Here is a 23,619-nt window from a genome sequence, read left to right as displayed (position 1 = left end):
CCTGTTACTTATTGTTCGGGGTGCGCGGCGGCGGGCGATGATGCCGGATCGCGGTCCTGCGGTTCAGGCTGCGGGAAGTGGATGATGGCGGCTTCTTTCGGCGGCGGACGATGAAAGATATCGGCCAGTGCGCCATTGATGATGCGGTCCTTGAGAGTATCCGTATCCATCATCAGGTCGAGCAGCGGACCTTCGACGATCATGTCGCCGCGTCGCTCGATGAAGCCCAGCTTGTTGAGCTGACCGAGGTTGATATCCATGCGCGTCTTCTTGCCAAGCTTGTCGCCAAAATCCGCAAGCAGCGCCTTGTAGGAAATCCCCATCGATGCATCTTCCGCACGCGGCATGGGCTTGTCCTTGCCGAACATGTCTTCCTGGTTTTCCAAGGCATTCTGGTGCGCTTCCTGCCGCTCGCGCTTGGGCAGGATGATCATCGCCCACAGCACGACGAGGAGGGCGACGCCGTCGCGCGCAAGCCCCATGTTGTTGTTCTGCCAGACTTCGCGTGAACCAAAGATTTTCGGCTCGATCTCGCGGGCTAGCGCCAGCGTGACGTTGTCTGCGTAGACGTTATCGAGAAACTTGAGGCCGCATGCCGCAAGGCGTGTATCGATATCAAGGCGAAATACTTCATCGGTCAGCGCACGCTTGACCAGCTTGTTTTCACGCGACAGGGTCTGATGCGTCATCAGTTGCGCGATCAGGATTTGTGCATCGTCAGTCATGCTTGGTGTCCGGTGTCAGTTCTTGTGGTTCTTGCTTGTCTTGTTCGAGTGCTTTTGCTGTCAGCGTCGCGTTGGAGATGGCTGCAACATGCGGATCTTTCAGCTTGATCATGCCGTCCTGCGGCGCAAACTCCAGCGGTAGTCGCGCCATGGTCGCGGTGCCGCCCTGCAGTGCGGCTTCGCTTTCATCGCCGAGCAGCGGCAGCAGCGAAGCGCGATACGAGGCGACGGCAAAGTTCGCCGGCAGCAAGGTGTCATGGACCTTGGTCGAGGCGTCGGCCGACGTGGCGAAGCTGCTGAGCCGGTTGAGCCAGGACTCCAGTTCGATTGGCGTGGTGCTGGCTTCGCTTTGCATGACCGTGGCATTTTCGCCTGCAGGCAGTTCCGCGACCGGCGCTGCATTCTTGTCGGCGAACAGTTCTGCTTCGGCGACGTCGATCATTTCGGAGGGCGTGATAAACATCGGCGTCACTGGCAAGGCAATCGCGTCGCGGGCGAGGCCCGCAAGGTCTTCATGCGCCATCAGCCAGGTCTTGATGTCGGTGGTCGACAGACCGGACTGGCCCAGATGCACGCGCTGGCGTTCGATCTGGTTGAGTGCGCGGGAGAACATCCCTTGCATATTGAGCAGGGCGCTCTGCGCGCGGCCAATTGCCTGCGCCGCCCTATGGGTCGCCGCGTTCGCGTTCGGGTCGTTGGTGATTGCGTTGAGGACCTGCGAACCCTTTTCCACCCAGTCGCAAGCGGTGTTCCATTTTTCCTGCGCCGCGCGCAGCCGGAACTCGGAACCGGAAGCAATCGCATCGCGAAATTCCTCGGTCAGGTCGACCAGGCGACCCAACAGGTGCTGAAGCTGCTCGACCGTGACGCCGCCCACCGCCTGCGAACCCGCTACCTGGGACAGCAGGAAGCCCATATCGCCGTCGCCTTCGTCCTGGGCCAACGCCATCAGGCTGTCGATGGCCGCGAGCACGTTCCGCGCAAGCGGCGTGATCCGGTAGACACCCTGCGGCGCATCCCAGGACAGAAGCTGGTGCGAGCGCAGGCGGTACAGCACGGTTTCCAGGCTCTCCGGCTCCAGGTAACCCAGCCGGGTATTGATATCGGCACGTGTCAGGGTTGGCGCCGCCGCATCGGACGCCAGTTCCTGCAAGACCAGAAGTCGGACCAGTACCGCATCCGAGCCGCCATAGAACAAGGCGGTGAAGGCAGTCAGTAGCGGCTGGGCGCGCCTGAGTCGGTGGACCTGTTCTATGTCGTCAGGGGAGATGTCCGGCCTGAAGTAGGCGTTGAGAGAAGTCTGCTGCTCCTCATCCGGCACGGTGGCCGCATTCGGTGAAAAATTCTGCATCCCGTTATTTTAAGGCACCCCGGCTGCCCGGCAGAAACAAATGGCCGCAGACTCTGTAACAGTGTGAAAAAGCCTCATGCTATGCTTGCAAGAATGTTGTCCAGATGGAATTTACGGTAGCTTTAATTGGTATTACACGTTACCAGCGGAGGAATCATATGCCAGTCATCGTCATCGCCAATCCCAAGGGAGGCGTCGGCAAAAGTACGATTGCAACCAATCTGGCTGGTTTTTTTGCCAAGCAGGGGCAGAAGGTCATGCTCGGTGATGTGGATGTCCAGCAGAGTTCCCGCGCCTGGCTGGCTTTACGACCGGGAAGCCTGCCCCGGATCGTTCCCTGGGATGTCGCGAATGGCCAGGTCGCCAGACCGCCCAAGGGGACTACTCATATCGTGCTGGACACACCGGCAGGCCTTGCCGGAAGCCGATTGGACGAAATCATGCGGCTGGCGGACAAGGTCGTTGTTCCGCTGCAGCCGTCAATGTTTGACATCCTGGCGACGCAGGACTTCTTGCAGCGTCTTTCCGGCCCTGCGGGTAAGCAAAAAGTAGGTGTGGTCGGTATGCGCGTCAACGTACGTACCCGGGCCGCTGACCAATTGGCCCACTATGTTCAGGGACTTGGTCTGCCGGTGCTTGGCTACCTCCGCGACACCCAGAACTATGTGCAACTGGCAGCCCACGGCGCGACCTTGTGGGATGTGGCGCCATCCCGGGTTGAGCGGGACCTTGAGCAATGGCAGCAACTGGTTGCATGGGTGGGGCAGTAGCAGGAATACCTGCTGATGCCTTGACCGGATGTCATACGGATAGAACCAGTCACCTCGCGAGGTTCAACGCCGGGTATTTTCGTCACCGGCCGCACCGGACTCGCTGGTTGCCGCCTGTGATGCGCCGGAAGCCGATGTGTCGCCGCTGGCAGCGAGGAGACGACCGTTAGCGGTGCGCTGGCCATCCCGGAATTCGCCTTCCCAGACGGCGCCATTTGCCCACGTCAGACGTCCCTGACCGCTGCTTCTGCCTCTGGCCACACTGCCTACATAGACGTCTCCATTGCGAAAACGCGTAACGCCCTGACCATGCGGCAGGCCATCGCGGACATCGCCTTCGTAACGGGTGCCGTCGGCAAAAACCTGGACGCCCCGGCCGTTCGGCACACCATTCCGGATTTGCCCTTCATAACGCGAACCGTCTGAAAACACCAGCACACCGCGCCCGTCCGGCAAGCCGTTCCGGATATCGCCCTCATATCGGTTTCCGTTGGCAAATACCAGAGTGCCCCGGCCATTCGGTTCGTTCCTTGCCCAGTCGCCGTTATAGCGCTGCCCATTGCTCCACACGAACTGTCCTTTTCCTTCCTTGGAACCCTTGACCAGCGTGCCATCGAAGCGATCGCCGTTGTTCCAGACGATCTGTCCCTTGCCGGATACCAGTCCGGTAGACGGATCGGCGGTGAAATCGCCGGTCATGGTCTGGTCCGCATGGCGATAGGTCTTGCGACCGGTAGCGCTTGCAGTGTCGGGAATGCCGGCAGACTCGGTGGCCGGGGAGGTCGATGGTGACGACGATGGTCGTCCCGGGACCGGCGGCTGAGAGGCAGACGACGTTGCAGATGAAGTGGTGCTGCGCTCCGTCCGTGAGGCAACTTGCGTATCTGCCGCCGGAGCCGGCGTGCGCGTTCTGGATTCCGCTGTCGAGGGTGCAGGGGTAGGCGAAGGTAAAGCTTGTGCGTCGGATGCAGCGCTCTTCGATTCGGCAGTCTTTGCGCTGATGCTGCTTGTGCTGCTGGAAGTGCTGCGGTCGGACGCGGGGGAGTCCTGCGCCTTCGACTGCGAACGTTGCGCAGCAGCCAGTTCGGTCTGGGACTTCGCACGCAGGCGGAGTTCGGCAAGCCGTTGCCTCGCTGCGACATGATTGGCACCGGTGGGATAGCGGCTCAGATAGGCTTCATAGGCGGTAATCTGATCGATTGTGCTTGCCACTCGCCATTGTTCGCGTTCCGCGGCAGCAAGACGCTCAGCTTCCTTCGCCTTCGCCTGTTCTTCCTGAGAAGGTTCGGCCGGGACGGCTTTTTCCGGTGTCACCGCAGCTTTCGGGGGCGTTGTCTGCCTCGGTGGAGCGGGTATGGCAGCCTGGGGTGGGATGACCGGCGATTCACCAAAGCGGCCGACGGCGGGAGCGGGGGTTTCCGCTGCCTGACTTGAAGGCGCCGGCGGGGTTTCATTGCTAGCCACAGGAGCGGGAAGCGGGGATCCAAACGGCGGGATCTCGGCTGCTGGTGCCTCGGACGGCGTACTGACAGGGGTGTCGGCTTGTCGTTGGTCGGCTGTGGCGACCGTGGTGCCGCTATTGTTGTCTTCGCTGTCGTCACTGCCGAATAAGTGCCCCCCTCCCACCGCAAGACCGAGCGCCACGCCGGCGACAAGAACGACGCCGGAGGCGATCAGAGCCGACTTGCGGGATTTGGATGCGGCGGGAAACGTATTTTTTTGCTGAGAGGCAGGAAGTCTCCAGTCAGGCTCGGTTTCGGTCTCCGATTTAAGCGTTTTATGTGGGTCGAGTGCGGCGGTTGCGGTGGCTTGTCTTACTTGGGTCTGGGTTGCCAGGGACTCGCGATGGCTGCGTATGGCTTCGCGCCCGTGCGTGGCCCGGCTGGCCGGCGATTCCGATCCCTTGCCCTGCGCATTCAATACCATCCGCATCGCATTGACCGTCTGGATGCGCTGCTCGGGCCGTACAGACAAAGCACTGTCGAGGGCCGCGAGCAGTGCGCCGCTATAGGAGCCTCCGCCGATTTCGCGTGCCGGGCGCAAGGTATCGTTGACAATGCGTTGCATCGCCGGCGGCGGTGCCTTGCAGGCAATCAGATAATAGGCAACGGCGGCGATCGAGTAGATGTCCGTCCACGCACCTTGCTGTGCGCCCGCCATCTCGGGGTACAGTTCGATGGGTGCAAAACCGCGCACCAGTGTGCCGGATTCCCTTCCCAGCGTTTCAGCAATGACCAGTTGCGCGGCATCGATTTCCATCAGCAGCGGAGGGCCGTCTTCCCGAACCAGAATATTGGCAGGAGAAATGTTGCCGTGGCAGGACTGCGCGCGATGGACGGCGTCGACTGCGTTCAGCAAGTGCAGGATTAACGCCCTGATCCATTCTTCGTTGATGGTAATCCTGCGTTCGGCAAATGCCTGTTGCAGCGTCATACCTTCGTATAAGGGCATGACTGCGTATGCGGTATTGTTTGCTTCCCAAAAGCGCCGAATCTGGATCAGCGATGGCGATTGCAGGCGGCTTAGCAACAGCGCCTCGTTGATAAAGCCGCGCAAGCCTGCCTGAAATGGCGCGTAATCTTCTTTGGACTTCGGCCTGAGCGAAAGATCGACATCCCGGGCGGCAATGCCTCTTGGCAAATACTCTCTCAGTGCCATATGGCGGTGCAGGGAGTGATCAAATACCAGGTAAACGATAGACGCCGCACTTTCGCCGATCACGTCGACAATATTGAGCTGCTCTACCCGGGTTCCGGCCGGCAGCGCATAGGACGAGTGCGCTACTCGATGATCGCCATCGATGCGGCTCCGGAGTGGATGGCTAGTGTTTCCGGGTTTAGTGTTGTCATCTGGCATGTTCATTACTTGCAAACTATAAATGGAGCGGATCACCGGTATGGCAAGGATGGCAAGCCGGGATCAGTAGTGCGGGCGGCGCATGGCGATCAAAGGCAAAGTTACCTTGAAGACACGTCACTCTAGAAAGGCGCGCTGAAAGGAGTAAGGCAGGGCGCATCATATGCGACGTTGCTCAGCATAGCCTGCACAGTTTCACGAGTATCGATCTTGGTCAAACAAGCTTGCGTAAAGCTTGATCGACTTCTCCGCTGTATGCTGGCGCAAGAGGACGACGCTACCAATATGCGTCAGCTCAATTCGCCTTGCGATTGCCTGCCTGTAGGTTTGCATGGACTACGCGAACCGCCTGATTGCGTACGTATTCCTATTGCGGAATTTATTGCTGACCTGATTCGCCCGATTACCGTTTCACCCTGACGGCATCGAGTCGTTTGCACAATGCTTCGGTCCCGTCGAGAATGCGGGGGCCGGAGCGGTTGAGCAGTTCGCCATCGATCAGGATGAGGTTGGCGCGTTTGACCGCCGTCATGCCGGGGAAGCGCTTCCAGCCGGCGAGAACGTCGTCCTGTTCGCCGCCGCTGGCAATGATGGCTTCCGGATCCGCCTTGATGACGGCTTCGATGCTTACCGTGGGCGCTATTTGCTTCAGCCCAGAAAACACGTTTTCACCACCGCAGATACGCAGGGCTGACGACACCATGTGTGTGCCATTGAGGGTCATCAGCGGAGTGCGCCAGATTTGGTAAAAGACGCGAACATTGCGACGCTGTTGATAGTTATCCCGAAGGCCTTTTAATCGCTGGCGAAAGTGATCGGCGGCGGCTTGTCCAATGGCGTCGGTACCGGAAAGTCGTGCCAGCTTTTCAAGCGAGGCGGCGATGGCGGCAAAATCGTAGGGTTCACTCTTGTAGACTGTTATGCCGAGTGCTTCCAGTTTCGCAAGCTGTGCGGCGGCATTACCGTTGTTCCAACCCACAACCAGGTCCGGCTTGAGTGCCAGGATGCGCTCCAGGTCGAGCGTGACCCCATTTCCTACCGATGCAATGCGCTTCGCTTCTGGCGGAAAGTCGCTGAATTCAGTAACGCCGACGACCTGCGTGCCTGCGCCGGCGGCAAAAAGCATTTCAGTGGTGTGCGGTGCAAGGCTAACGATGCGGCGTGCAGGGTGGTTGAGCGTAACGGCACGTCCGGCATCATCGGTGACGGACACGGACACGGACACGGCCGCGTGCGCGGCGTCGGCGGATGCAAGGCATGCGGCGGCCAGCAACAGCGATGATGCATACACAATGGATTTTCGCATTGTCGACATCGCTGGCATGGTCGACCGCCAAGGCCTTGGAGGCCGCGTCACCGTGTTCTCAGATTTCGAGATTGTCGATCAGACGGGTCGCCCCGAGTTTGGCGGCGGCGACAACGACCAGGGGTTCGCCCTTGGCGATATCGCCGGCGGAAGGCGGTTGCAGGTCAGCGCGCTTACGGATGGAAATGTAATCAGGCTTCCAGCCGCGTGCCGCCAGTTTTGCCATCGCTTCGCGTTCCAGCTCGAATACATCGAGATGGCCGCCGCGTACCTCATTCGCTACTTCATTGAGCAGCTGGTACAGCGCAGGCGCTTCAGCGCGTTCTTCTGTCGACAGGTAGCCGTTACGGGAAGACAATGCCAAGCCATCTTCCGCGCGATAGGTATCGGCCGCAATGATTTCGGTCGGCATGGCAAACTGCTTGCACATGTTGCGCACAATCATTAATTGCTGGTAATCCTTCTTGCCGAATACGGCAACGCGTGGCTGTACGCAGGAAAACAACTTAAGCACGACGGTCGTCACGCCAACGAAGAAGCCGGGACGGAATTCGCCTTCGAGAATGTTGCCGAGGTCGTCCGGCGGACGTACGCGATATTCCTGCGGCTCCGGATAGAGGTCCTTTTCGGTCGGCGCAAAAAGCACATATACGCCTTCCTTTTCCAGCTTCTCGACGTCGGCCTGGAAAGTGCGGGGATATTTGTCGAAATCCTCGTTCGGCCCGAACTGAAGGCGGTTGACAAAGATCGATGCGACAACCGGATCGCCATGCTTGCGTGCGAGGCGCATCAGCGACAGATGACCTTCATGCAGGTTGCCCATGGTGGGCACAAAGGCAGTACGCAACTGCCCGCGCAACTGGTCACGCAATTCATCGATGGAAGAAATGATTTTCATGGTTCACCGAATTAGGGGAAATAGGTTTTACGCTGAGCGTTTCAACAATGGAGCTGAACGCGCTCGTTCAGAATGATGGGTGTCGTTGCCAAAAAACTCAGCTCGGAGAATAAGCCAGGCGCACGTAGATTGGTGCAAACGCTTCAGCCTGAGTGATTTCGATCAAGGTTTCCTTGGCAAGCTCGAGCAGCGCGATGAAATTCACGATAACGACCGGGACACCTCGCGATGGATCGAACAGGTCTGCGAACTCGACAAATCTCGCCGACTGCAAGCGGCGCAGGATGCCGGTCATGTGTTCGCGTACCGACAGTTCTTCGCGGCTGATCGTATGGTGCGCCGTCAGCTTGGCGCGCTTGAGGATATCTGCCCAGACGGCCTGCAGCTCGCTCATGTTGACATCCGGCCAGCGTGTGACAACGCTTTGCTCGATATGGATTTGTGCGCGAACATAATCGCGGCCTAACTGCGGCAGGGTATCGAGCTGTTGCGCAGCAAGCTTCATTTGTTCGTACTCGAGCAGGCGGCGCACCAGTTCGGCGCGCGGATCTTCCGCTTCCTCGCCGGTGTCGGCTTTCTTGACTGGCAGCAGCATGCGCGACTTGATCTCGATGAGCATCGCAGCCATCAGCAGGTATTCTGCGGCGAGTTCGAGATTGCGCACACGAATCTGATCGACATAGTCCAGGTACTGGCGTGTGACCTGCGCCATCGGAATGTCGAGGATATTGAAGTTCTGCTTGCGGATCAGATACAGCAGGAGGTCGAGCGGTCCCTGGAAGGCTTCAAGGAATACCTCGAGCGCATCCGGTGGAATGTAGAGGTCTGACGGCAGCTTGAACAGCGGCTCGCCGTAGAGTTTGGCGTAGGCCATGCCATCAATCACGTTTGGCGTCGTATCCGGCTGCCCGGCCAGCGCCAGTTCAGGCGCATCAGCCGGCAAATGCGCTAGCAGCGCGTCCTGCTCGGTCGACATCAGAACTTGTTCTGGTAGACGTAAGGCTGTTGCTTGATGCGCGATTCCTCGGCGCGCTTGCTCGCGTCCAGGTCGATAGGCGCCTTATCCCAGAAAATGGCGCGGCCAGCCCGCTGTTTTTGCTCCAGCTCGGGATCCTTCTGTTTCAGTTCTTTCAGAAACTTGGTGAAGTCTGACTCGTATTGCGAGAATTTCATGGTGTTTGCGTATCAGGTCACAAGAAAATTGCTGCCGCTATTCTACCTTGTCTTGCACGCAAAACCTTTACTTTGGCAAGGATATGCGGCGCAGCGACAGGATAGGCGGTGATTGTTGTTACTACGGCAACCTGCTTAGTCACGAAGTATCCGGCGCATCACTGTCGGTGCCGGCTCAAGCGGGTTGACGTGGGTGTACTCCAGTTCCGGCGCGAGCTCGAAACCATAGGCCGCGTAGAGATCGAGCAACCTGACCTGGTCCGACCTTACCCCGAGACGAAGTTCGCAAATGTCGGATGCCTGCGCCTGGTGGATAACTGCTTCGAGCAGATGTTGCGACAAATGTTCACCCCGGTGCTGCGGCACCACGCCCATTCGCATGATTTCCCAGACATCGGAGTCGGATTCCAGCGGAACCCAGCGCACAGAGCCAATCGGCTGCTCATCGCGCAGGAGAATGAATCCGCCGCCGTGCTGCAAATCCTGACGGACGCGTACAGCCGTTTCGCGGTGTCCGCTGGAGGTTACTGCTACCTTGCCAGCCCATGCCGCCCGTGTCAGGTCGGCAATGAGCTGGACATCGTCGAGCGTAGCTTCACGCACAAGGATATTCATAGGCAAGGCATCCATCCAAAAAAGAATGCAGACCACATAACAGGCCGCATGGCAAACGTCCCTCGGCCTTAGCGCACCCGCATGCCAGGTTCGGCACCCGGCCACGGATTGAGGACATAGATCCCCGCATTGCTCTTTTCATCTGCGGCCGATGCTGCCAGTACCATGCCTTCAGAAATGCCGAACTTCATCTTGCGCGGGGCAAGATTGGCCACCATGACAGTCAGCTTGCCGACCAGATCTTCCGGTTTATAAGCGGACTTGATGCCTGAAAAAACATTGCGCATACGGCCTTCACCTACATCGAGAGTCAGGCGCAGTAATTTGTCCGAACCTTCGACGTGTTCACAATTGACGATTTTGGCGATCCGCAGGTCGATCTTGCCAAAGTCGTCAATTTTAATCTCCGGAGCGATCGCTTCGATCGCTCCGCCGTTCTCACCTTCCCCCTCTGAGGGGGAAGGCCGGGATGGGGGTGCGGAGGCCGAGTTGCTATCTGCGGCAGCGCCTTTCGAAGTAATTGCCGCCTGCTCCGGCAACTCAAACAAGGCATCTAGCATTTTCGGATCGACACGCTGCATCAGATGCTCGAAGGTGGCGATCGCCGACGGCGCATTCTGCAAATCCGCCCAGGTAAGTGCACGCTCGATACCGAACAGCGTTGAAACCTTGCGTGACGTGGCTGGAAGAATCGGGGCAAGATAGACCGACAGGTTGAAGAATGCGCGCAGCAGGTTACTGCATACTTCCTGCAATTCCTGGTTGTTGGCGGCGTCCTTCGCCAGTTCCCACGGTTTCTTGGTGTCGACGTACTGATTGACTTCATCGGCCAGGCCCATGACCAGGCGGATGGCCTTGCCATATTCACGCGCTTCGAAAGCTTCGCGGATTGCGGGTTCGTCATCGGCGAAGCGCGGACTCCAGGTCACCGTCGGGCTCAGCTCGCCGCCAAACCGTTTGGTAATGAAGCCCGCGGCGCGGCTGGCGATATTGACATACTTGCCGATCAAATCCGAATTGACACGGGCTACGAAGTCTTCCGGGTTGAAATCGACGTCTTCCACCTTGGCATTCAGTTTGGCGGCAATGTAGTAGCGCAGCCACTCCGGATTCATGCCGATGTCGAGGTAACGCAGGGGCGAAATGCCGGTGCCACGCGATTTCGACATTTTCTCGCCGCTGACCGTAATGAAGCCGTGAACGAAGACATTCGTCGGCACCTTCAGGCCGGAAAACTTGAGCATCGCCGGCCAGAACAGCGTGTGGAAATAAATGATGTCCTTACCGATGAAGTGATACTGCTCGGTAGTCGGGTCATTCATGAAGGCGTTGTAATCGCGGCCTGTCTTGTCGAAGTAGTTTTTCAGCGAAGCGAGGTAGCCGACCGGCGCATCCAGCCAGACATAGAAATATTTGCCCGGCGCGTCCGGAATCTCGATGCCGAAGTAAGGAGCATCGCGGCTGATATCCCAGTCACCCAGTCCTTCGTCGCCTTCCAGCCATTCCTTGGCCTTGTTGACGACTTCGGGTTGCAGGCGGCCGGGCTCCTGGGTCCATTCGCGGAGGAAACTTACGCACTTGGGATCGGATAGCTGGAAGAAGTAGTGCTCGGACGATTTCAGGACCGGTGTGGCGCCGGACAGGGTCGAATAAGGGTTGACCAGATCGGTTGGCGCATACACGGCGCTGCAGACTTCGCAGGAATCGCCATACTGATCCTTGGCGCCGCATTTCGGGCACTCGCCCTTGATGTAGCGGTCCGGCAAAAACATGTTTTTAACCGGATCGAAAAACTGTTCGATGGTCTTGGTTGTAATCAGCTTGGCATTGTCTCGCAGGCGTCGATAGATATCCTGCGACAACGCATGGTTTTCAGGCGCATCGGTCGAGTGCCAGTTGTCGAAACTGATGTGGAAGCCATCCAGATACTGCTTGCGGCCGGCGGCGATCTTGGCGACAAACTCCTGCGGTGTTACGCCTGCTTTTTCCGCGGCGATCATGATCGGTGCGCCATGGGCATCGTCGGCACCGACAAAATGCACCTCGTTGCCTTGCATGCGCTGAAACCGCACCCAGATGTCGGCCTGGATATATTCCATGATATGGCCAATATGGAATGCGCCGTTGGCATACGGCAGGGCGGTCGTGACAAACAGCTTGCGGGACGGTGTGGTGCTCATTTGGCAATGCTTATTGAAAGAGGAAAACTGCCATTTTAGCAGTGCAGGGCCGCTTGACGCTGCATTGGCTGCAAAGGCGCGCCTTGCAGGAACAAAGAGTGGATTGGAACCCTGTTGTCGACAGGGTAAAATAGCGTATCTTTCATTCATCACGGCTTTGGCGTCCCAAGGCCGTTTTTATTTGCCATGACCGTCCGCACCCGTTTTGCTCCCAGCCCGACTGGCTACCTCCACCTTGGTGGCGCGCGCACAGCGCTGTTTTCCTGGGCTTACGCCCGTCACTTCGGCGGCACCTTCATCCTTCGCATCGAAGACACCGACCTGGAACGTTCGACACCGGAAGCTGTGCAGGCGATTCTGGACGGCATGAACTGGCTGGGGCTGCATCATGACGAAGGCCCGTTCTACCAGATGAAGCGCATGGACCGCTATCGTGAAGTGGTGGCCCAGATGCTCGAAGCGGGCACTGCCTATTATTGCTATTGCACGCCTGAAGAAGTGGAAGCCATGCGCGAGCGTCAGCGCGCGGTGGGCGATAAGCCGCGCTACGACGGCACTTGGCGGCCTGAGCCGGGCAAGGCCTTGCCTGCCGTGCCTGAGGGGCGTAAGCCGGTGGTGCGGTTCAAGAATCCGCTTGATGGCGATGTTAGCTGGAATGATGTGGTCAAAGGCCAGATCACCATCTCCAACCGCGAGCTGGATGATCTGGTCATCGCCCGCCCGGATGGCACGCCCACCTACAATTTCTGCGTGGCCGTCGATGACTGGGACATGAAAATCACCCATGTCATTCGCGGTGACGACCATGTGAACAACACCCCGCGCCAGATCAATATCCTGCGCGCGCTCGGTGCGCCCTTGCCGGAGTACGGTCATGTACCGATGATCCTCGGTGCCGACGGTGAAAAGCTGTCCAAGCGCCACGGTGCAGTCAGCGTGATGGAATATCCTGCACAGGGATTCCTGCCGGAGGCCATGTTGAACTATCTTGCGCGCCTCGGCTGGAGTCACGGCGACGAAGAGATTTTTACGATGGAGCAGTTCCGCGAGTGGTTCGACCTGGATCACCTGTCCAAGTCGCCGGCCCAGTTCAATCCGGAAAAACTGGCGTGGCTGAACAACCACTACATCAAGCAGGCTGACAACGCTCGGCTGGAAACGCTGGTGCGTCCGCTGATGGAAAAAGACGGTGCGCAATTTGCCGGTGCGCCCGATCTCCAAGCGGTGATTGCCTTGATGAAAGAGCGTGCCAATACTATTAACGAACTTGCCGACGCTGCGATGCTGTTTTATCGGCAACCTGCGCCGGACGCGGGCTTGGTTGCACAGCATGTGACGGACGCCGTCAAGCCCGCCCTCAGCCAGTTCGCCGAGCAGTGCAACACTATCGATTGGAACAAGGCTGCGATTTCCGCTGCAATGAAGGAAGTGTTGGCAGCACATAAACTTAAAATGCCCCAACTTGCGATGCCATTGCGATTGTTTATTACTGGCCAGTTGCAGACCCCCGGGATTGACGCCGTCCTTGAACTGTTTGGCCGCGACGTAGTTCTTGCACGCCTCAAGCAATTTTCCGCCTGAGGATTTTGGCTAATTTATCGCTTTCTTTGCCAAAGGGATTTACACCTGAGAAAAAACTTTGCTATACTCTCGTTTCTTCGCAAGGGGGGGTATAGCTCAGCTGGGAGAGCGCTTGCATGGCATGCAAGAGGTCAGCGGTTCGATCCCGCTTACCTCCACCAGCAGAAGATTGCGACAAAAGAAGAAGTATAATAGGCTGCAGTATCGACAGGTCACTGTCCCCATCGTCTAGAGGCCTAGGACATCACCCTTTCACGGTGAGTACCGGGGTTCGAATCCCCGTGGGGACGCCACTCAAAACGCCACGCATATGCGTGGCGTTTTTCTTTTCAGAGATACTTGTACTTGTTTCAGTTTGACCTGCGCTTCGGTACCATTCTGCCGGAGAATTTCCGTCGCAAAAATGTTGCACGGGTCTCCAGGTAATTGCGCTGCTTGTCATGCCGACTAGCCACATCATCAATATGGTTCTCAAAGAAAGTCAGGTAACAACCCTCGCCCTGTTCTGCAAAGTCGTTGATAACTTTGGCGATATCGGTATTTGCTGGCGCCTGGCAAGACAACTGCAACAGGAGCACGGTATCCACGTTAGCTTATGGGTAGACGATCTGAACAGCTTTCAGAAGATTTGTCCCGAGGTTCTCCTCCACGCTGACATCCAGCAGATTGGCGATGTGACGGTACATCATTGGCGTACGCAAGACGGGCAATTTTCTCCTGCCGAGATCGCTGATATTGTCATCGAGTTTTTTGGCTGTGATATTCCGCCAGGGTACATTGCCGCGATGGCGGAACGTACACCGCAACCGGTATGGATCAACCTTGAGGGCTTGACTGCCGAGCAATGGGTGGAGGGATGCCATACCTTGCCTTCGTCGCACCCACGTTTGCCCTTGACCAAGTACTTTTTCTTCCCGGGCTTTACAGACAAAACAGGCGGGTTGCTGCATGAGTCTTCATTGGAGGAACAGCGTCGGCAATTTCAAGCCGACCCGGCAGCCATGGCGAATTTTCTTGGCCGGTTCGGCATGCCAGCGGACGAAATGACAGCCTTGAAAGTATCCCTGTTTTGTTATCCACATGCGCCTGTCTCGGCATTGTTTGATGCATGGAAGGACAACGCCCAACCAGTCGTGTGCCTGGTGCCCGAAGGGGTGGCGACCGAAGCAGTGCGCGCTTTTCTGGGTGCTGAGCCAAGAGCTGGCGCTGCGGGGACAAACGGTGCGCTTACGGTAAATGTCATACCCTTCGTTCCGCAATCTGACTATGACAAACTGCTATGGGCGTGTGATCTCAATTTTGTGCGCGGCGAAGACTCCTTTGTGCGTGCGCAGTGGGCCGGCAAGCCATTCATCTGGCATATCTATCCACAGGATGAGAACCTGCATCACAAGAAATTGCGGGCATTTCTGGAGCGGTATTCGGCTGGCATTGATAGCCTGTCTGATCTTTCTCTGGCATGGAACAAGGTCCAGCCTGCCGATGGGCAAGAGAAGGTTGACTGGCGCGCACTTTGGCAAGCGTTTGACGCCGACATGCCAGAAATCGTTTTGCATTGCGAACAATGGCAACAACAAATGCTGGGCAACGGCGACCTGACTTTCAACTTGCTGAAGTTTGTCCGCTCACTTGAGTCGGCCGGTGCTGAAAAGAAGGTATAATGCGCGGTTAATCTACAGCGTTTGTTTTGAATCAAACCTAAGCTGAAGGCGCCGTTGGCCAAGAGGCTGCAGATGCTTTTTATGCAACTTATTTTTTACGTACATTCCTTATGAAACCTGCAAAAGAAATTCGTGTTGGCAACATCATCATGGTTGACGGCAAGCCTTTTATCGTCTTGCGTTCCGATGTGAACGGTTCAAGCCGCACGGGCTTCACTTACAAATGGAAGATGAAAAATCTTCTGACCAATTCCCCTCTTGAAAACGTATTCCGCGGCGACGACAAGTTCGACGTTGTGGTTCTCGACAAGAAGCCAGTGACTTTCTCGTACTTCGCGGATCCACTGTATGTCTTCATGGACGAAGAGTACAACCAGTATGAAATCGAAGAAGAAAACCTCGGCGATGCGCTGCACTACCTGAAAGACGGCATGGAATGCGAAGCGGTTTTCTATGACGGCAAAGCGATTTCCGTTGAACTGCCGACCACCATTGCACGTGAAGTCGTATACTCGGAACCTGCCGTCAAGGGCAATACTTCAGGCAACGTCCTGAAAGATGCACAAATTGAAAACGCCATCGACGCACATCGTCACGTTGTGCAAGTGCCTCTGTTCGTCAGCCAGGGCGATGTGATCGAAATCGATACGCGTACCAACGAATATAAGCGCGTGGTCCGTAACTAAATCAGGTCGACTTGAGCGTTCCATGATCGCTTGATTGTTTCGGCTATGAGAAAAACCGCAGAGAAGTCTGCGGTTTTTTTTCGTCTTCTTGCGGACGCCGTGGCGACATTGGAGACATTGTGGTGACGTTTTGGCGTATGCCTGCCACGACTTTGCATTTATGGTATTGCACGGTATAAACTGTTGCTGGTTATTTTTTACTCTCAAAGAAAGCCATGCCCATGATGCGACTGATTCCGCTTGCCTTCCTGACGATGTCTGCCTTGCTGGCCGGTTGCTCATCAATGTCCGGACTGTCTGGCGATGAGGCGGCAAGCGCTTCTGCATCGACAGCGCCCGTTTCCCGGCAAGCAGCAAGAGCTGCTGCGAACGTCGTGCAAATTCAGGATGACGCCGGTAGCGTCGCGGTGCAGAAAGTGGAATATCGGCCAGGCGTATCCTCGGCATCGGTAGAGCGGTTGGCAAGGAGGTTCGGCTGCGAGGGCGCCAATGGAGCAGGTCTCGTCACCGAAAAGGGTCCGGTCGAGGTGTATCGCATGCGGTGCGAGAACGGTACAAGCTTTCTTGCGCAATGCGAGCTGCGGCAGTGCAGGCCGATGCGCTGATTTCAACTTATCAGGCTCCATCATGTAAAAAGCCCTTTGTAAAAACAAAGGGCTTTTTTATGCGAGGTAGCTAAAGGAGGGCAGCGTTACACGCAATGCTTTCATTCCTTTGGCCACCGCCGCTTTGGCTTAGTCGTCGTTGGCAACTTGCAGAATCAACTTGCCAAAGTTCTTGCCTTCAAACAGCATCAACAGAGTTTCGGGAAACTTTTCAAGACCCTGGACGATGTCTTCGCGTGTCTTGAAGGTGCCTTCCTTCATCCACTTGGCCATTTCAGCCGCGGCGAGATGATAGCGGTCCGCATAGTCGAATACCACGATGCCTTCCATGCGCGCACGGTTGACCAGCAACGACAGGTAATTTGCAGGGCCCTGGACTGGCGTAGTGTTGTTGTACTGTGAGATCGCACCGCAAATGATGATTCGCGCCTTCATGGCCAGTTTTGCGAGGACATGGTCGAGGATTTCGCCGCCGACGTTGTCGAAATAAATGTCCACACCTTTCGGGCAGTGGGTCTTCAGGCCTTCACGGACCGACTCGTTCTTGTAATCGATGCAGGCATCGAATCCGAGTTCGTTAACCACGAAGTCACACTTGTCCTTGCCACCCGCAATGCCAACGACACGGCAGCCTTTGTGTTTGGCGATCTGGCCGACGGTCTGGCCGACCGCGCCTGCGGCGCCCGACACGACCACCGTTTCACCCGGCTTGGGCTGACCAACGTCCAGCAGGCCGAAGTACGCAGTCATTCCCGGCATACCTAAGGCGTTCAGGTATTTGGGCAAGGGCGCCATTTTAGGATCGACTTTGTAGAAAGCGCCAGCCTTGTCTTCGGCCGCGCCGACCCAATACTGTTGCACGCCGATGGTGCCGGATACGTAATCGCCCACTGCGAATTTCGGGGATTTCGATGCCACGACCCTGCCGATGCCGCCAGCGCGCATCACTTCGTCAATAGCGACCGGGCGAATATAGGACTTCCCTTCATTCATCCAGCCGCGCATGGCGGGATCGAGTGAAAGATACAGCGCCTTGACGGCGATCTCGCCATCAGCCAGTTCACGGACCGGATCCGAAGCGAACTTCCAGTCAGTCGGTTTGGGCATGCCGACAGGGCGGGCGGCAAGGCGAATTTGTTGATTGGTTAGGGTGGATGTGGTCATCTTTGTCTCCTATTTGGCGGGGTGTGAGGCACTATACAACAATATGAACGGTCGTGCTTTTTTATAAAGTGTAACAGACGAAAATCCTTTTGAACTTTCCTTAGGGCATGCGGACAAAGTGAGAAGCCGCAACATTGCTGCGGCTCAAGAAGTGGGGAGGTGGAGTCAAGAGCTCGTTTTCCTGCAGCGCAACCGCAAGTTCAGTGTTGCCTAGTTTTTGATGTAACGGAATGCTGATGCGTTCGATGACATTGCAACCGTTACGTTCTAACCATACAGATTTTTTAGGAGTTCACATGCTTCGTTCCGAAACACTCTTTGGCAAGCGCGATGCCAACACACCAAACTCTCCTCTCAATACAGCCAGCGGCATCGTACCGACCGGCACATCGAGCATCAACAAAACCATCACCACTTCCGTCGGCAGTTCCAATTCCACCACCAGCAACGTTACGACCAACATGGACACAACTTCCAGCACCAACGAAGGCGGCAGCAAATTGATCGTCGGCCCGAATATCAAGCTCAAAGGCGTTGAAATCACCGATTGCGACACGCTCGTCGTCGAAGGCCGTGTTGAAGCCACTATCGATTCACGCGTGATCCAGATCGCTGAGCGCGGTGCCTTCAAGGGCTCCGCTGAAATCGACATCGCTGAAATCCATGGCGAATTCGACGGCGACCTGACAGTCCGCCAGAAGCTGGTTATTTACTCGACTGGCAAGGTTACCGGCAAGGTCCGTTACGGCAAGGTAGTGATCGAAGAAGGCGGTCAGCTGGCTGGTGACATCCAGGTTGGCACAGCAAGCGCAGCAAAGAATCTGTCGGTTGCCAAGGTTGGCTAAGGTAATACGCGGTTAAGTAGTCGCAATTCTGACGCCGTTAAAAAGCATTTCAGGAATCATAAAAAGGGATCACGCCAACGCTTGGAGTAACCGCACTGGCGTCCCAACACTTCCGCTTTGCAGCCGCGCGCCTTGCGCGACATATCGGCTGTACCTGAGGTAGCGAAGTCCCGAGGGGTTTCGGACAACCCGGATCACGCATCGCGTATCCGGGTTTTTCTTTTCCCGTCGCTTATTGCAGGGATCGGCCAGTTTGCCTGCATAACCTACCTGACCTGCTCGCAACCCGGCGAGGCATGCGACAATAGCGGACTTTGGTTTGCCGCATTATCAAAAACATCATCATGACGCATCCGGAATACATTCTTACCTTATCCTGCCCCGACCATCGGGGCATTGTGCACCGCGTATCAGGCTTCCTGGCCGAACACGGCTGCAACATCATCGACTCTGCGCAATTTGGCGATGCGCAGTCGCAGTTGTTCTTCATGCGCGTACATTTTGCCGCCGAGGACGCGTCGGTCAGTGATGCCACGCTGCGCGCGGACTTCGCCGCGATTGCCGACGAGCTGAATATGAATGCGCAGTTGCACGATGCGGGTAAGAAGCCGCGCATGATGCTGATGGTGTCAAAAATCGGCCATTGTCTGAACGACTTGCTGTTCCGTTACAAGAGCGGTCTGCTGCCGGTCGAGATTCCGGCAATCGTCTCGAACCACACCGATTTCTATCAGCTGTCGGCAAGCTATAACATTCCATTCCATCATTTGCCGCTGGCAACCGGCGCATCGCCTGAAGCCAAGCGTGCGCAGGAAGAGCGAGTACTGGAAATTGTCAAAGCCAATGACATCGATCTCGTCGTGCTGGCCCGTTACATGCAAATTCTTTCACCTGAAATGTGCGCTGCACTCAAGGGGAAGGCAATCAACATTCATCACTCCTTCCTGCCCAGTTTCAAGGGCGCGAAACCGTATTACCAGGCGCATGAACGCGGTGTAAAGCTGATCGGTGCGACCGCGCATTTCGTCACCAGCGACCTGGACGAAGGTCCTATCATCGAGCAGGATGTAGAGCGGGTTGACCATTCGATGGGGCCGGATACGCTGACAGCAATCGGGCGCGACGTTGAATGTGTGGTGCTGGCCCGTGCCGTGAAGTGCTTTGTCGAACACCGTATTCTTCTCAATGGCCACAAGACAGTGGTATTCAAGTAAGAATGCTGGAACGAGATGCGCCGACCATTGAGGTTAGGCGCCAGGCTTCTACGCTGCATTTCTGAATACAAAAACGCATTGCTGTGCCTGCACAGCAATGCGTTTTTCGTTTTACTCTGACGAGTGCTACTGAAGCTAGGTCAGGATGCGTTTGAGCCATGCGCTGACGTCGTCGATTTCTTCAGCGCATACCGAATGCGGCATATTATAGGAATGCCATTCAACGTTGTAACCAAGGGACTGCAGGATGTCGCGCGACTTTTCTGCACGGTCGATTGGGATCACCGGGTCGCCGCGGCCATGCACAAGGAAAATGGGTGTGTCGTGGTTGGCGCTGTGGCGTTCGTCGGGAACGACGGCATGCAATGGCAGGTAACCGGACAAACAAAGCAGCCCGGCGAGTTTTTCAGGATACCGCAATCCAGTCTGCAAGGTCATTGCGCATCCTTGCGAAAAGCCGGCGAGAACGATTTTGTCGGCCGGAATGCCGCGTGCTTTTTCCTGAGCGATCAGTTGTTCGACCATCGCCTGGGATTTCCGCAGGCCGGCCTCATCTTCGCGTTTGGCCAGATCGGTACCGAGAATGTCGTACCAGGCGCGCATCACATAGCCATTATTGATAGTCACTGGCATGGTCGGCGCATGCGGAAAAACGAAGCGGATGCTCGGGCATCCGCTAAGGTTGAGTTCGCCCACGATAGGCACGAAGTCATTGCCGTCAGCACCCAATCCATGCAGCCAGATAACAGACGCGGTCGGGTTGGGCGCGGTTTCGATCTCGATGGTCTCCAGCGAGTTTGTGCTCATGAGTTTCCTTGTTTCAAGCAGGCCTGCCCAGATGGGGCAAGGTGCTCATTTCTGGCGAATGGCCGACTTGGGACGGAATGCCTTGCAGACTGCTTCATTGGTCTCGATATACGGTCCACCGATCAAATCGATGCAATATGGCACCGCAGCGAAAATACCGGAAACAATCTGCTTGCCGTCGGCATCCTTCAAGCCTTCCAGGGTTTCCTTGATCGACTTCGGCTGACCGGGAAGGTTCATGATCAGGGCCGCATGATCATCCGTCTCGCGAATCACGGCCACTTGCCGCGACAGGATGGCCGTCGGTACGAACTTAAGGCTGATCTGGCGCATCTGTTCGCCAAAGCCCGGCATTTCCTTCGTGCCTACCGCTAGTGTCGCTTCGGGCGTTACGTCACGCCGCGACGGACCAGTCCCGCCAGTGGTCAGGACAAGATCGCAGCCTGCCTTATCGACCAGTTCAATAAGCGCCTGTTCGATTTGGCCGCGCTCGTCAGGGATTAGTCGCGTCTCCATCCTCCAGGGACTGGTCAATGCTGTCGTGAACCAGTCGCGCAGGGCTGGAATGCCTTGGTCTTCGTAGACGCCGGTCGAAGCGCGGTCAGAAATGGAGACCAGGCCGATCAACAGTTCGTCGGGATTACTCTTCTTCGGTGTCGTCATTTTCGTCGGAGGTTGCGGGTGCTGCGGCCGAGCCTGCAGCGCCCGAGGACTTGCCCTGCAGCTGTTTGAGGATCTGGAAAATTTCGCGGTAGGCCTTGGGCGGCTTGCTCTCCGCCTGTTCCTTGCGCGCGTTGCGGATCAGCGTGCGTAACTGCTGGACATCGATCTCAGGATGCTGTTCCTTGAGGTCGGTGAGCGCCTTGTCGTCGGCCAGCAATTTATCGCGGCGCCGTTCCAGCGCATGCATCGCAGCGGTTTCCGCCTTCGAGGCACCTTTCCAGCTATCGATAACTTTCTGGATGGCCGCGATTTCGTCATCTTCGAGCGTACGCATTTTCTTTCCGACGAACTGCATCTGCCGGCGGCGGCCCTCGTGATCCTTGATCTTTTGACATTCCAGGATCGCATCCCGGACGTCTTCCGGCATGGGGACGCGCATGACGCGTTCCTTGGGCTCGGCGACGAGTTCCGCGCCAAGTTTCTGGAGCGCGGTCATGTCGCGCTTCAGCTGGGATTTGGACGGGCGGTCGTATTCCTGTTCGAACTCGGTGGACTTGAAGCCGACTGCACCTCTGTTTGGATTAACCATGATGAATTGAAGCCATTCTGTAAACGACTGCTATGATAACTGTTTTAAATCGAACTCCAAAAAAACAAGCCCATGAGCACACCCGTATTTACTCACAGCCATGACCAGCTCAAGCAAATCGCAGAAGATGTACTTCGTTTCGCACGAGAAATGGGGGCTTCCAATGCTGCAGTGGAAATCAGTGAAGGCAGCGGGTTATCCGTCAGCGTGCGCAAAGGCAAGATTGAAACCATCGAACAAAACAAGGACAAGGGCATCGGCGTTACAGTCTATTTGGGCGAAGAACGCCATGTGAGACGGGGTAACGCCAGCACCTCCGACTTTTCCCAGGACTCGCTCAAAGCCACCGTTGAAGCAGCTTACAACATCGCACGTTTTACCGCCGAAGACGACTGCGCCGGCTTGCCGGACGAGGATATGCTGGAAATGGCGCCGCGCGATTTGCAGCTCTGCTATCCATGGCCCATTACGACGGAAGAAGCGGTTGCAGTGGCAACGCGTTGCGAAGCAGCCGCGTTTGCGGTCGATAAGCGCATCACCAATAGCGAAGGCTCAAGCGTCTATGCGCAGCAATCGCATTTCGTGTCAGCCAATACGCGGGGGTTTATGGGGGGCTACCCGTACTCGCGACATACGATCTCGGTATCGCCAATCGCCGGCAAGGGCGCCAACATGCAGCGCGACGACTGGTACACTTCCGGCCGCGATCCCGCCAAACTCGCACGTCCCGAAGACGTCGGTCGCTATGCCGCCGAGCGTGCGCTAGCCCGTCTAAACGCACGCAAGCTGGACACCCGCAAGTGCCCGGTGCTGTTTGAGGCACCGCTTGCCGCCGGACTGGTGGGGGCCTTTGTTCAGGCCATCTCCGGCGGAGCCTTGTATCGCAAGTCGACCTTCCTGCTCGACTCGCTCGGCAAGCCGGTGTTCGCGCCCCACATACAGGCCCTGGAAGACCCGCATATTATTGGCGGCGTGGGTTCTTCGCCATTCGATGAAGAGGGTGTCAAGACCTTCCGTCGTGACGTGGTCAAGGATGGAGTGGTGCAGGGGTATTTCCTGTCCACATACTCCGCCCGCAAGCTCGGCATGAAGACGACCGGCAATGCAGGCGGCGCGCACAATCTCACTTTCACATCGACGCTGACACGTCCGGACGACGACTTTGAAGCCATGCTGAAAAAGTTGGGAACAGGTTTGCTGGTCACCGAGCTGATGGGGCAGGGTGTCAACTATGTCACCGGTGATTACTCTCGCGGTGCGTCGGGTTACTGGGTGGAGGATGGCGTCATCCAGTACCCGGTAGAAGAAATCACGATCGCCGGCAACATGAAGGAAATGTTCCAGCAAATTGTCGCCATTGGTGCTGATACGGTGGTACGTGGCACGAAAGTGACGGGCTCTATCCTTATCGAGAACATGACGGTGGCAGGTAGTTAATAAGCACGCTAAGTACGCTGACTAGAAAGCACCAGTCGCCCTGCAGAACACCTTGGCTACCGATAATTGCGGCCACTACCTGAAAAAGTACAGCGATTTGCAGATACGCTCTTTGCAGGCGGTCGTAATCATGGATGGCTCCGTTTAAATCGCAGGAACGTTGCATTCTGTTGGATCCAATATGCTCGCACGCAGTTGTGGCCATCCAGTAGAAACGTTCGCTGCGACGATGCTTGAAATGGCGGTCGATGAAATTTACCATCGACATGCCTTCAAAATTTTCATCAAGGCCGTATCGGCAGCGCCGTGTAGCTTGTGCTCCTACACTGAACCCGGGGCGGCGCCTATGAAAAAACGGCATAACTTGAATTGCGCATTCACGTCAGCGCACGTCACTCCACATTCTCTCTACGTATTTCTACCTAAGCACTGCTACCACCTACGTGGATTAGTATTGCTTCCAGCATATTCAGGCCTCTAGAATCCCTAGGCT

General features: G+C 56.6%; 21 protein-coding genes and 2 tRNA genes. 10 read left to right on the top strand and 13 right to left on the bottom strand.

Annotation, left to right across the window (positions count from 1 at the left end; translation table 11 throughout):
• Positions 1-8: 8 nt before the first annotated feature.
• Positions 9-725, bottom strand: coding sequence for a hypothetical protein (locus ACFQUU_RS05555; protein WP_382243856.1), 717 nt, complete (start codon positions 723-725; stop codon positions 9-11).
• A complete protein-coding gene (locus ACFQUU_RS05550) occupies positions 718-2,076 on the bottom strand; it encodes a hypothetical protein (protein WP_382243853.1) in 1,359 nt (452 codons plus the stop codon). Before ACFQUU_RS05550 ends, ACFQUU_RS05555 begins: the two co-directional genes overlap by 8 nt.
• Positions 2,077-2,234: 158 nt before the next feature.
• Here ACFQUU_RS05550 and ACFQUU_RS05545 point away from each other — a divergent pair, with 158 nt between their 5' ends.
• The gene (locus ACFQUU_RS05545; RefSeq protein WP_382243850.1) at positions 2,235-2,846 is read left to right on the top strand and encodes an AAA family ATPase; all 612 of its coding nucleotides are present in this window, start codon (positions 2,235-2,237) and stop codon (positions 2,844-2,846) included.
• A 63-nt stretch (positions 2,847-2,909) separates the two neighbouring features.
• Here the strand turns inward: ACFQUU_RS05545 and ACFQUU_RS05540 are convergent, their stop codons facing one another.
• The 7 genes from ACFQUU_RS05540 to metG all read right to left on the bottom strand — a co-directional run bounded on the left by ACFQUU_RS05540 (position 2,910) and on the right by metG (position 11,874).
• On the bottom strand, positions 2,910-5,702 hold the full coding sequence (locus tag ACFQUU_RS05540) for a hypothetical protein (RefSeq protein ID WP_382243847.1): 2,793 nt from the start codon (positions 5,700-5,702) through the stop codon (positions 2,910-2,912).
• Positions 5,703-6,105: 403 nt separating this feature from the next.
• Complete coding sequence (locus ACFQUU_RS05535) at positions 6,106-7,008, bottom strand: cobalamin-binding protein (RefSeq protein WP_382243844.1); 903 nt, start codon at positions 7,006-7,008, stop codon at positions 6,106-6,108.
• A gap of 58 nt (positions 7,009-7,066) precedes the next feature.
• The gene (gene panC / locus ACFQUU_RS05530) at positions 7,067-7,906 is read right to left on the bottom strand and encodes a pantoate--beta-alanine ligase (RefSeq protein WP_382243841.1); all 840 of its coding nucleotides are present in this window, start codon (positions 7,904-7,906) and stop codon (positions 7,067-7,069) included.
• Positions 7,907-8,003: 97 nt separating this feature from the next.
• Positions 8,004-8,882, bottom strand: coding sequence for a segregation and condensation protein A (locus ACFQUU_RS05525; RefSeq protein WP_382243838.1), 879 nt, complete (start codon positions 8,880-8,882; stop codon positions 8,004-8,006).
• Complete coding sequence (locus ACFQUU_RS05520) at positions 8,882-9,079, bottom strand: DUF3460 family protein (RefSeq protein ID WP_382243836.1); 198 nt, start codon at positions 9,077-9,079, stop codon at positions 8,882-8,884. Before ACFQUU_RS05520 ends, ACFQUU_RS05525 begins: the two co-directional genes overlap by 1 nt.
• Positions 9,080-9,214: 135 nt before the next feature.
• Positions 9,215-9,694 carry a GNAT family N-acetyltransferase gene (locus ACFQUU_RS05515; protein ID WP_382243833.1) on the bottom strand — a complete coding sequence of 160 codons (480 nt, stop codon included), beginning with the start codon at positions 9,692-9,694 and terminating at the stop codon, positions 9,215-9,217.
• 68 nt (positions 9,695-9,762) lie between these two features.
• Positions 9,763-11,874, bottom strand: coding sequence for a methionine--tRNA ligase (gene metG / locus ACFQUU_RS05510; protein ID WP_382243830.1), 2,112 nt, complete (start codon positions 11,872-11,874; stop codon positions 9,763-9,765).
• Between the two features lie 186 nt (positions 11,875-12,060).
• Here metG and gltX point away from each other — a divergent pair, with 186 nt between their 5' ends.
• The 6 genes from gltX to ACFQUU_RS05480 all read left to right on the top strand — a co-directional run bounded on the left by gltX (position 12,061) and on the right by ACFQUU_RS05480 (position 16,407).
• A complete protein-coding gene (gene gltX / locus ACFQUU_RS05505; RefSeq protein WP_382243827.1) occupies positions 12,061-13,455 on the top strand; it encodes a glutamate--tRNA ligase in 1,395 nt (464 codons plus the stop codon).
• A gap of 85 nt (positions 13,456-13,540) precedes the next feature.
• A tRNA-Ala gene (locus ACFQUU_RS05500) sits at positions 13,541-13,616 on the top strand.
• 56 nt (positions 13,617-13,672) lie between these two features.
• A tRNA-Glu gene (locus ACFQUU_RS05495) sits at positions 13,673-13,748 on the top strand.
• A gap of 147 nt (positions 13,749-13,895) precedes the next feature.
• Entirely contained in the window at positions 13,896-15,116 is a 1,221-nt protein-coding gene (gene earP / locus ACFQUU_RS05490) for an elongation factor P maturation arginine rhamnosyltransferase EarP (RefSeq protein WP_382243824.1), read from the top strand.
• Positions 15,117-15,226: 110 nt separating this feature from the next.
• On the top strand, positions 15,227-15,802 hold the full coding sequence (locus ACFQUU_RS05485; protein ID WP_382243821.1) for an elongation factor P: 576 nt from the start codon (positions 15,227-15,229) through the stop codon (positions 15,800-15,802).
• 221 nt (positions 15,803-16,023) lie between these two features.
• Positions 16,024-16,407: a hypothetical protein gene (locus ACFQUU_RS05480; protein ID WP_382243818.1), complete on the top strand. Its 384-nt coding sequence runs from the start codon at positions 16,024-16,026 to the stop codon at positions 16,405-16,407.
• A 129-nt stretch (positions 16,408-16,536) separates the two neighbouring features.
• Here the strand turns inward: ACFQUU_RS05480 and ACFQUU_RS05475 are convergent, their stop codons facing one another.
• A complete protein-coding gene (locus tag ACFQUU_RS05475) occupies positions 16,537-17,571 on the bottom strand; it encodes an NADP-dependent oxidoreductase (RefSeq protein ID WP_382243815.1) in 1,035 nt (344 codons plus the stop codon).
• A 296-nt stretch (positions 17,572-17,867) separates the two neighbouring features.
• Between ACFQUU_RS05475 and ACFQUU_RS05470 the strand changes: the two genes are divergently transcribed.
• The gene (locus ACFQUU_RS05470; RefSeq protein WP_382243812.1) at positions 17,868-18,416 is read left to right on the top strand and encodes a polymer-forming cytoskeletal protein; all 549 of its coding nucleotides are present in this window, start codon (positions 17,868-17,870) and stop codon (positions 18,414-18,416) included.
• Positions 18,417-18,760: 344 nt separating this feature from the next.
• A complete protein-coding gene (gene purU / locus ACFQUU_RS05465) occupies positions 18,761-19,630 on the top strand; it encodes a formyltetrahydrofolate deformylase (RefSeq protein WP_382243809.1) in 870 nt (289 codons plus the stop codon).
• A 135-nt stretch (positions 19,631-19,765) separates the two neighbouring features.
• Here purU and ACFQUU_RS05460 read toward each other — a convergent pair whose 3' ends face one another.
• From ACFQUU_RS05460 to yjgA, 3 genes are read right to left on the bottom strand one after another with little or no spacing between them, the layout of a single operon-like run.
• A complete protein-coding gene (locus tag ACFQUU_RS05460) occupies positions 19,766-20,437 on the bottom strand; it encodes an alpha/beta hydrolase (protein ID WP_382243806.1) in 672 nt (223 codons plus the stop codon).
• 45 nt (positions 20,438-20,482) lie between these two features.
• Positions 20,483-21,100 carry a molybdopterin adenylyltransferase gene (gene mog, locus ACFQUU_RS05455; RefSeq protein WP_382243803.1) on the bottom strand — a complete coding sequence of 206 codons (618 nt, stop codon included), beginning with the start codon at positions 21,098-21,100 and terminating at the stop codon, positions 20,483-20,485.
• Complete coding sequence (gene yjgA, locus ACFQUU_RS05450; protein ID WP_382243800.1) at positions 21,078-21,689, bottom strand: ribosome biogenesis factor YjgA; 612 nt, start codon at positions 21,687-21,689, stop codon at positions 21,078-21,080. Before yjgA ends, mog begins: the two co-directional genes overlap by 23 nt.
• A 72-nt stretch (positions 21,690-21,761) precedes the next feature.
• Between yjgA and pmbA the strand changes: the two genes are divergently transcribed.
• Complete coding sequence (gene pmbA / locus ACFQUU_RS05445) at positions 21,762-23,126, top strand: metalloprotease PmbA (protein WP_382243797.1); 1,365 nt, start codon at positions 21,762-21,764, stop codon at positions 23,124-23,126.
• Positions 23,127-23,619: the final 493 nt, after the last annotated feature.

Source organism: Herbaspirillum sp. GCM10030257, assembly GCF_042666555.1.
Classification (GTDB): Bacteria; Pseudomonadota; Gammaproteobacteria; order Burkholderiales; family Burkholderiaceae_D; genus Noviherbaspirillum.
Note: the sequence above shows the minus strand (reverse complement) of the source record. Positions and strands in the feature narration are given on the sequence as shown.